Source organism: Pseudoduganella sp. RAF53_2, assembly GCF_052113985.1.
In the GTDB taxonomy this organism is placed as follows: Bacteria; Pseudomonadota; Gammaproteobacteria; order Burkholderiales; family Burkholderiaceae_D; genus Rugamonas.
This window is the reverse complement of sequence record NZ_JBFRDW010000259.1, coordinates 1-7748: the sequence shown is the minus strand read 5'-3', so window position 1 is coordinate 7748 and position 7748 is coordinate 1. Positions and strand designations below refer to the sequence as shown.

The 7748-nt window shown below is 60.1% G+C and carries 9 protein-coding genes; 6 read left to right on the top strand and 3 right to left on the bottom strand.

What is annotated here, in order from left to right:
- Together AB4Z11_RS16300 and AB4Z11_RS16295 are read right to left on the bottom strand one after the other, a co-directional pair.
- A partial coding sequence (locus AB4Z11_RS16300; protein ID WP_442026293.1) for an HDOD domain-containing protein occupies positions 1-749 on the bottom strand: 749 nt, incomplete at its 3' end.
- Positions 746-2431, bottom strand: coding sequence for a putative bifunctional diguanylate cyclase/phosphodiesterase (locus tag AB4Z11_RS16295; protein ID WP_442026292.1), 1686 nt, complete (start codon positions 2429-2431; stop codon positions 746-748). The genes AB4Z11_RS16295 and AB4Z11_RS16300, both read right to left, overlap by 4 nt.
- Positions 2432-2725: 294 nt before the next feature.
- Between AB4Z11_RS16295 and AB4Z11_RS16290 the strand changes: the two genes are divergently transcribed.
- The 5 genes from AB4Z11_RS16290 (at position 2726) to AB4Z11_RS16270 (ending at position 6472) form a co-directional block, all read left to right on the top strand.
- Positions 2726-4411 (top strand): isovaleryl-CoA dehydrogenase, encoded by a 1686-nt coding sequence (locus AB4Z11_RS16290; RefSeq protein WP_442026291.1) that lies wholly within the window; start codon positions 2726-2728, stop codon positions 4409-4411.
- Positions 4408-4992, top strand: a complete 585-nt coding sequence (locus AB4Z11_RS16285) for a TetR/AcrR family transcriptional regulator (RefSeq protein WP_442026290.1) — start codon at positions 4408-4410, stop codon at positions 4990-4992. The genes AB4Z11_RS16290 and AB4Z11_RS16285 overlap by 4 nt, the downstream gene beginning before the upstream one ends.
- Positions 4993-5054: 62 nt before the next feature.
- Positions 5055-5705 carry a uracil phosphoribosyltransferase gene (upp, locus tag AB4Z11_RS16280; RefSeq protein ID WP_442026289.1) on the top strand — a complete coding sequence of 217 codons (651 nt, stop codon included), beginning with the start codon at positions 5055-5057 and terminating at the stop codon, positions 5703-5705.
- Between the two features lie 4 nt (positions 5706-5709).
- A complete protein-coding gene (locus tag AB4Z11_RS16275) occupies positions 5710-6060 on the top strand; it encodes an Hpt domain-containing protein (protein WP_442026288.1) in 351 nt (116 codons plus the stop codon).
- Positions 6061-6268: 208 nt separating this feature from the next.
- The gene (locus AB4Z11_RS16270; protein WP_442026287.1) at positions 6269-6472 is read left to right on the top strand and encodes a cold-shock protein; all 204 of its coding nucleotides are present in this window, start codon (positions 6269-6271) and stop codon (positions 6470-6472) included.
- A 93-nt stretch (positions 6473-6565) separates the two neighbouring features.
- On the opposite strand, the gene AB4Z11_RS16265 is transcribed toward AB4Z11_RS16270, so the two are convergent.
- The gene (locus AB4Z11_RS16265) at positions 6566-7483 is read right to left on the bottom strand and encodes a LysR family transcriptional regulator (protein WP_442026286.1); all 918 of its coding nucleotides are present in this window, start codon (positions 7481-7483) and stop codon (positions 6566-6568) included.
- 112 nt (positions 7484-7595) lie between these two features.
- Here AB4Z11_RS16265 and AB4Z11_RS16260 point away from each other — a divergent pair.
- Positions 7596-7748, top strand: a 153-nt coding sequence (locus AB4Z11_RS16260) for a hypothetical protein (RefSeq protein ID WP_442026294.1), incomplete at its 3' end; no start/stop codon positions are given.

The following is a 7748-nucleotide window of genomic DNA, read 5'->3' as shown; positions in this document are numbered from 1 at the left end:
TCGTGCCACAGCGCGCCTGCGCAGATGCAGGACATGGTGGACACGCCGGCAATCCAGTCTTCGTGGCTCACCGGTTCGCCCGGCTCCGGTGGCTCCACCGTACGCATGCCGGACAACAGATTGGTCGGCAGGCCCCAGTGCTGGGCGGCGGCACGGCCGATATCCTGCAGCGAAATGCCCAGCAGTTCGTCGGCCGCGGCATCTTCCTTGCCAACGCCGGCGCGGCGCTGCATCTCGGTCCAGCGCTCCGGCATGTAGAAGGTGACCATCATGCGGCCCAGCGTCTGCAGCATGGAGCACACCACGGCTTCTTCAGCGTGGCGGCTTTCCGCAGTAGTCGACACTTCGCGCGCCACGATGCCGGCCAGTACGGCTTTTTCCATTTCGACGTGCGCCAGGCTGGAATCCGGCGATGCCACGGACAATTCTTCGATCAGTTTCAGGCCCAGCGCGAGATGGCCGATGGCGTCGGTGCCMAGCACCAGCACGGCCTTGCTGACCGTGTTCACATGCTGGCCGAAAGCCGAATACATGCCGCTGTTCGCGAGGCGCAGCACTTTCTGCGTCAGCACAGGATCGGACAGCACCGTGCGCGCCATATCGAATTCGGATTCATCCTCGCCGCGCATGGCGCCGAGGATGGAGGTGATGGCTTTGGCGAAACCGGGCATATCGCCTTGCAGGCGCGTGCGCTCCCACATCAGGGACAAGGTCTGTTCGCCCAGCGGGCCGTGGGCCAGTTCGCTCATTGCACCACCTGGGTATGTTCGCCGGGCATAAGCGAGGCGTAGGTGCGCTCTTTCAGTGCCGCCAGTGCGGTGTGGGCAGCCATCGGCTTGCCGGTCAGGTAGCCCTGGATGTATTGGCAGCCACGCTGTTCGATGTGCGCGTATTGTTCTTCGGTTTCCACGCCTTCCGCCACCACGGACAGATCCAGGTGTTTGGCCAGATCCAGCACGGCGTTGCAGATCGCCGCGTCTTTTTCGGACGCAGGCAGGTCGCGGATAAAGGTGCGATCGATCTTCAGTACCGAAATCGGGAAGCGCTTCAGATAAGCCAGCGAGGAATAGCCGGTGCCGAAATCGTCGATGGCGATACGGGCCTTGCGGTCAGCCATTTTGCTCAAAATCGTTTCGGCGTGGACCGGGTCGATCATCAGCGTGCCTTCAGTAATTTCAAGCACGAGTTTTTCGCCTGGCAGGCCAGAGAAAGAAATTGCGTCGTCGAGCACATCGAGGAATTTATCGTTTCGGAATTGCCGTGGACTAATATTAACAGAAATATAAAGTGGCCGCTTGGCAACTTCCTCAAACTGCTTTAATTGTACGCAAGCCGATTTCAGCGCCCAGGCGCCGAGCAGATTAATTAAGCCATTAGTTTCCGCAATTGGCACAAAACGGGCAGGCGGCACCATGCCGAGAGACGGGTGTTTCCAGCGCATCAGTGTTTCGAAACCCTCGATTTCGCGGGTGCGGGCGTTCACGATAGGCTGGTAATACAGCAGGAATTCGCCCTCGCGCACAGCCTGGAACATGGCCGCTTCCAGCGAAATATCGTGTTCCGGCGGACCGCCGTGGCGCGGGCTGTACACGATACAGCGGGCTTTGCCGGTTTCCTTGGCGCGCGACATGGCCGCGTCGGCCATCGCCACCAGAYGCACTTCATCTTCGGCGTGCTGGGGATAAACGGACACGCCGACGGAAGCGCCGACATATATAGTATGTTGATCTACTTCAAAGGGCGATTGCAGCGTGGCCAGCAGGCGGCCGGTCACCAGCTTGATCTGGGCTTCGTTATAAGTGCCGGGCAGCACGGCCACGAATTCATCGCCGCCGACGCGGGCCAGGGTATCGCTGTCGCGCAGGGTCTTGCGCAGGCGCTGCGCAGCCATGCGCAGCACGGCGTCGCCAATCGGATGGCCAAGGCCATCGTTCACCTTCTTGAAACTGTCCAGGCCAATGGTGGCCACGGCAAAGCCCTGGCCGGAGCGGCGGGCCTGGGCGATGGTCATGCGGATACGGTCGGACAGCAGCAGGCGGTTCGGCAGCTCGGTCAGCGCATCATGGGTCGCCATATGGCGCAGGCGCTCTTCGGTGGCGTGCTGGTCGGTCATGTCGCGACCGACTACCAGTACCTCGTAGGCACGGGCGGCATTCGGATAGACCGAAATACGTAGTTCATACCAAATGTCACGCTCGGGGGACTTCAGGCGCACTTCGACCCGTACCGCGCCTTTGGCCAGGACAGACTCGGCCATCGTGGACTTCATCGCGGCCTGGTCCAGGTCGGAAATCAGGGAGAGGATCGGCTGGCCATCGAGCTCCTTGCCCCGGCCAAACAGACCGGCACTGCGGCGATTGGCGAACAGGATCTGGCCCAGCATATTAAGACGAAAGACGATGTCGCCAGCCTCTTCCAGGACAAAGTCCATGTCCTGTCGGGGCTGTTGCAAAGGTACTGACGGTGAGCTGGAAAGCATTGTTGCGCTCTATTCTTTCGCTGAGGTACAAACCAGAAAGAAATGTAACACTTAACGCCCATTAATTACATGAAAAAAAACAATATCGACCAATGTTTTGAGGAAATTGTTGTCCCATACCGGTAAAACTCCTCTTTTAAATTGAATTTATTTCCATGTGGAATTAATTGCACCAAGCAACTGCTTGCTTTGTGGTAGTGCATGGGCTAGCCTTCAGATCAGGGAGACTAATCACAAGGGGACGCAATGAACCGTTTTGATACCCATGAAGTGTTCAACCAGGTCCGGCCGTTTGAAAATGTGAACCTGTTCACCTGCGACGTGGCGCTGCGCGAGGCGCTGGAGCGTGAAGGCGGCGGTTCGGCCATGGCCTCTCTGATGGAATTAGGCGCCGATCTGGGCAGCTCGGACGTGCTGGATCTGGCGCGCCAGGCCAACGAGAATCCACCCAAGCTGCGCAACTTCGACAGCAACGGCCGCCGCATCGACGAGGTGGAATTCCACCCGTCCTGGCACACGCTGATGGAAATGCTGGTCGAGCACGGCGCTCACGCCTCGCCGTGGGAGGGCAAGCATCACGGCGCCCAGGTGGCGCGGGCCGCGCGCTACATCCTGTTCGGGCAGGTGGAAAATGGCTCGCAATGCCCGGTCACCATGACTTACGCCTCCGTGCCGGCATTGAAGCAGTCGCCGTCGCTGGCTGCGCGCTGGCTGCCGAAGATCATCTCGCGCGTGTACGACCCGCGCCCGCTGCCGATCGAGCAGAAACGCGGCGCCCTGATCGGCATGGGCATGACGGAGAAGCAGGGCGGCTCCGACGTGCGTGCCAACACCACACGCGCCGAGCCGGTGCCGCCATCGGAAGCGCGTGATCTGTTTGGCGCCGATGGCGAACAGGTCTTTCGCATCACCGGCCACAAATTCTTCTTCTCCGCACCGCAATCGGATGCGCACCTGGTACTGGCGCAGACCGAGGAGGGCGGCAGCGCCGGCTTGTCCTGTTTCCTGATGCCGCGCTTCCTGCCGGATGGCAGCCGGAATCAGATCCGCGTGCAGCGTCTGAAGGACAAAGTCGGTAACCGCTCCAATGCCTCATCCGAGGTGGAGTTCACCGGTGCTTATGGCTGGCTGCTTGGCCAGCCAGGCCGCGGCATTCCGACCATTCTCGAAATGGGCAGCCACACGCGCCTCGATTGCGTGCTGGGCTCCGCAGGCATCATGCGCTGCGCGCTGACCCATGCCCTGCATCATGCGCGGCGCCGTAGCGCCTTCGGCAAACCGCTGGCCGAACAGCCGCTGATGCAGAACGTGCTGGCTGACCTGGCGCTGGAATCGGAAGCGGCAACCGTATTCGCCATGCGCCTGGCGCGCTGTTTCGACCATCCGGACAATCCCGCCGAATCGATGCTGGCGCGTCTGCTGACACCGGCCGGCAAATACTGGATCTGCAAGCGCGGTCCGGCTTTCGGTGCGGAAGCGATGGAAGTGCTGGGCGGCAGCGGCTATGTGGAAGAAAGCACGCTGGCGCGCCTGTACCGCGAGCTGCCGGTCAACTCGATCTGGGAAGGTTCGGGCAACGTGATGTGCCTGGACATGCTGCGTGCGCTGAGCAAGTCGCCGCAAACACGCGATGTACTGGCGGCCGAACTGGCGCAGGCGGGACATGGCAATCCAGCCTACACGCGCTTCGTCGACAATCTGCTGAACGCACTGTCCAGCGCTCACGGCGACGAATTCGGCGCGCGCGTGCTGGCTGAACGCATCGTGCTGTCAGTGCAGGCCGGCCTGCTGCTGCGCCATGCGCCGTCGTTCGTGAGCGAAGCGTTTGTCGCCACGCGACTGGAGCGCGAACCCGGCGGCGCCTTCGGCCGTCTGCCAGCGAGCATCCAATGCGAAGCGATCTTGCAGCGCGCGCTGATCGAGAACGCATGACCACCTTGCCGCCCACCGACGCCAACCGGCGCGGCGAGCTGCTGCGCGTGGCCGCGCGCCTGTTCCGCGAAAAAGGCTTCGACGGCACGACCACGCGCGACATCGCCGATGCCGCCGGCATGCGTTCCGGCAGTCCCTTCTACCACTTCAAGAGCAAGCAGGATTTGCTGGCGGCCGTGATGGAAGAAGGGCTGCTGGCCAGCCTGCCCGCAGCGGAGAAGATCGCGTCCGGCAGCCTGCCGCCGCGCGAGAAATTCGAAGCGATGGCGCGTGCGCATCTGGAAATGGTGCTGGGCAAAGGCCACGATTTTATTCCTGTGCTCTTGTATGAGTGGCGCTGCCTGAGTCCCGAGCACAAGGAGCAGGTGAGGGCGCAGAAGGAGCGCTACGACGCACTCTGGCAAATCGTGATTACCGAGCTGGAAGCGGCGGGCCTGCTGCAAACGGACGCCAAGTCGGCGCGGCTGCTCCTGCTTGGTGCGCTGAATTACAGCGTGCAGTGGTACCAGCCCAGCCAGGATGGCAGCATCCGCCAGCTGGCGCACAAGGTCGGCAAGCTGTTTTTGCCGCCGGAGCCATAGACAGGCCTTCCCCTTGGCTGGGATAATGCGGCATACCAACCGAATTCTTATTAAAACAGCACATGAAACAAGATCCGCGCTTCCCGAACCTCTTCATCACCGACCACCCGCTGATCCAGCACAAGCTGAGCCACATGCGCGACAAGGCCACGTCCACGCGCACTTTCCGGGAACTGCTGAAGGAAATCACCCTGCTGATGGGGTATGAAATCACCCGCGATCTGCCGCTGACCACCCGCGAAATCGAAACCCCGCTGATGACCATCGACGCGCCTGTGATCGCGGGCCGCAAGCTGGCTGTGGTGCCGATCCTGCGTGCCGGCATCGGCATGAGCGACGGCTTGCTGAACCTGGTGCCATCGGCTCGCGTCGGCCACATCGGCGTGTTCCGCGATCCTGAAACCCACCAGCCGGTGGAATACCTGGTGCGTCTGCCTGACCTGGTCGACCGTACCTTCATCCTGTGCGACCCGATGGTTGCGACCGGCAATTCCGCGGTGCACGCGGTGGATGTGTTGAAGAAGCGCGGCGTATCCGACGACCAGATCATCTTCCTGGCGCTGGTGGCGGCACCGGAAGGCATCGAAGTATTCCAGAAAGCGCATCCAGGCGTGAAGATGTACTGCGCGTCGCTGGACTCCCACCTGAACGACCACGCCTACATTATTCCGGGCCTGGGCGATGCGGGCGACCGCATCTTCGGCACCAAATAAAACCATGACTACCAGGCCGGTCGACCCAGCATTCCAGGACCGGCTGCAGGCGTTGCGCGACAAATATGCAGCAAGCATACCGGAGCGCCTGCAAGCAGTAGCTGATGCGTTGGCCCTCTGCGCCAGCGCCACGCCCGCTCCGCAGCACATCGACCAGCTGCACCATTCACTTCATTCGATAGCCGGTTCCGCCGGTTCCTTCGGTTTCAAAGCGCTAGGTGACGACGCACGCCGTGTCGAACAGATGCTGCGCGCGATGATGGCGGGCCAGAGAGAATGGGAAGGAATTGATGCAGAAGTGAAGCAGTTGTTGCAATTGTCATACAAACAACTGTCTTTGCGACCGCACGATTGATATTTCTCAAACGGGGCCAAAGAATATTGTCTATAGTGACACACATGTGCTCTGCATGCGTCGAATTTGCACAGAACTGCTTTTATTTTCGTAGGAACGTGTTTTTGACGCCTGATTGGGTATAATGCGGGATCGTTTAGATTCAGCTAATTGCTGGGTTCAAGCGATATCACGAGCGAAAGCTCTTTTAACTGTAATAGGAATTGTAATGGCAACTGGTATCGTAAAATGGTTCAATGACGCAAAAGGTTTTGGTTTCATCACCCCTGATGAAGGYGGTGAAGACCTGTTCGCCCACTTCTCGGCGATCCAAAGCACTGGCTTCAAGTCTCTGCAAGAGAACCAACGCGTATCCTTCGAAGTAACCGCTGGCCCAAAAGGTAAGCAAGCTTCGAACATCCAACCGCTGTAAGATCAGCTGGACTAAACGTCAAAAAATCCTCGGGACCCGAGGATTTTTTTTCGCCCCTACATTTTGGGGTCAGGCACTAAACGCGACACAAGCTCATGTTGCATTCGGCGCCTGACCCCAATAATTCGGTTGGGCGTAGGTGTGGCGCAGGAAGTCGACGAAGGCACGAATGCGCAGGGGCAGGTGGCGGCGCTGGGCGAAGACGGCGTAGATGTCGTTGCCCGGCGCCGAGTATTCGTCAAGCACCGTGCGCAGGCGGCCCGCTTCGATGTCGCCGCCCACTTCCCACATTGAGCGCCAGGCCAGGCCTTTCCCCGCCAGCACCCAGTCGTGCAGCACGGCGCCGTCGTTGCAGCTCATATTGCCCGCTACTTTCAAAGTCACGTTCTTGTCGCCGTTCAGGAAGGTCCAGCCGCGCTGGCTGCCTTCGCTGCTGATGGCCATGCAATTGTGCTTGCTCAGATCGTCCAGCGTTTTGGGAATGCCATGCCGTTTCAGATAAGCGGGTGTGCCGACCACGGCGCGGTGATTGTCCGCCAGCTTCACGCTCACCAGGTTGGAATCGGACATCGACGCGATGCGAATGGCCACGTCCACACCTTCACCGATGATGTCCACCACGCGGTCGTTCAGGTTCAGCGTGACCGACACTTCGCGGTGCTCCGCCACAAACGAAGGAATCAGCGGCGCCACATGCTGGCGTCCAAAGCCCGCCGGCGCGGAGATCAGCAAGTGGCCCGTGGCGCGCGCGCTACGCTCGGCCACGGCAGCTTCCGCGCTTTCGAGCTCTGAAAGAATGCGCTGACAGTCCTCCAGAAATGCCGCGCCTTCGTCCGTCAAAGCGAGCTTGCGCGTGGTACGCTGAAGGAGTTTGACGCCCAGTCGCTGCTCCAGCGCATCGAGCCTGCGCCCAATAACGGCGGGCGCTATGCCCTCCGCGCGCGCTGCGGCTGAGAGGCTGCCTCGGTTCACTACTTCTACGAAAGTTGAAATCTGCCTGAACTGACCCATACATCCCCATTTATGACTAAAACGCACAGATGAAGTGCGTTTTAGTCTTGTTTGCATATCTAATTAGTCAATATACTGGAAAAAACCATCACCAACTACCACGGAGAATAATATGAGCATCACTTTGCCAGCAGGTATGGAAATCAAGGGTGACATTGCGCCCGGTTACGAACGCGTATTGACGCCGGAAGCGCTGGCCCTGGTGGCCAAGCTGAGCCGTGCCTTCGAGCCGCGCCGCCAGGAACTGCTGGCTGTGCGCGTAGAG

Bases quoted from the DNA above. Each gene is read 5' to 3' on its own strand.
- AB4Z11_RS16285 (WP_442026290.1), top strand. From the start codon at position 4,408: ATGACCACCTTGCCGCCCACCGACGCCAACCGGCGCGGCGAGCTGCTG.
- AB4Z11_RS16290 (WP_442026291.1), top strand. From the start codon at position 2,726: ATGAACCGTTTTGATACCCATGAAGTGTTCAACCAGGTCCGGCCGTTT.
- AB4Z11_RS16275 (WP_442026288.1), top strand. From the start codon at position 5,710: ATGACTACCAGGCCGGTCGACCCAGCATTCCAGGACCGGCTGCAGGCG.
- upp (WP_442026289.1), top strand. From the start codon at position 5,055: ATGAAACAAGATCCGCGCTTCCCGAACCTCTTCATCACCGACCACCCG.
- AB4Z11_RS16265 (WP_442026286.1), bottom strand. From the start codon at position 7,483: ATGGGTCAGTTCAGGCAGATTTCAACTTTCGTAGAAGTAGTGAACCGA.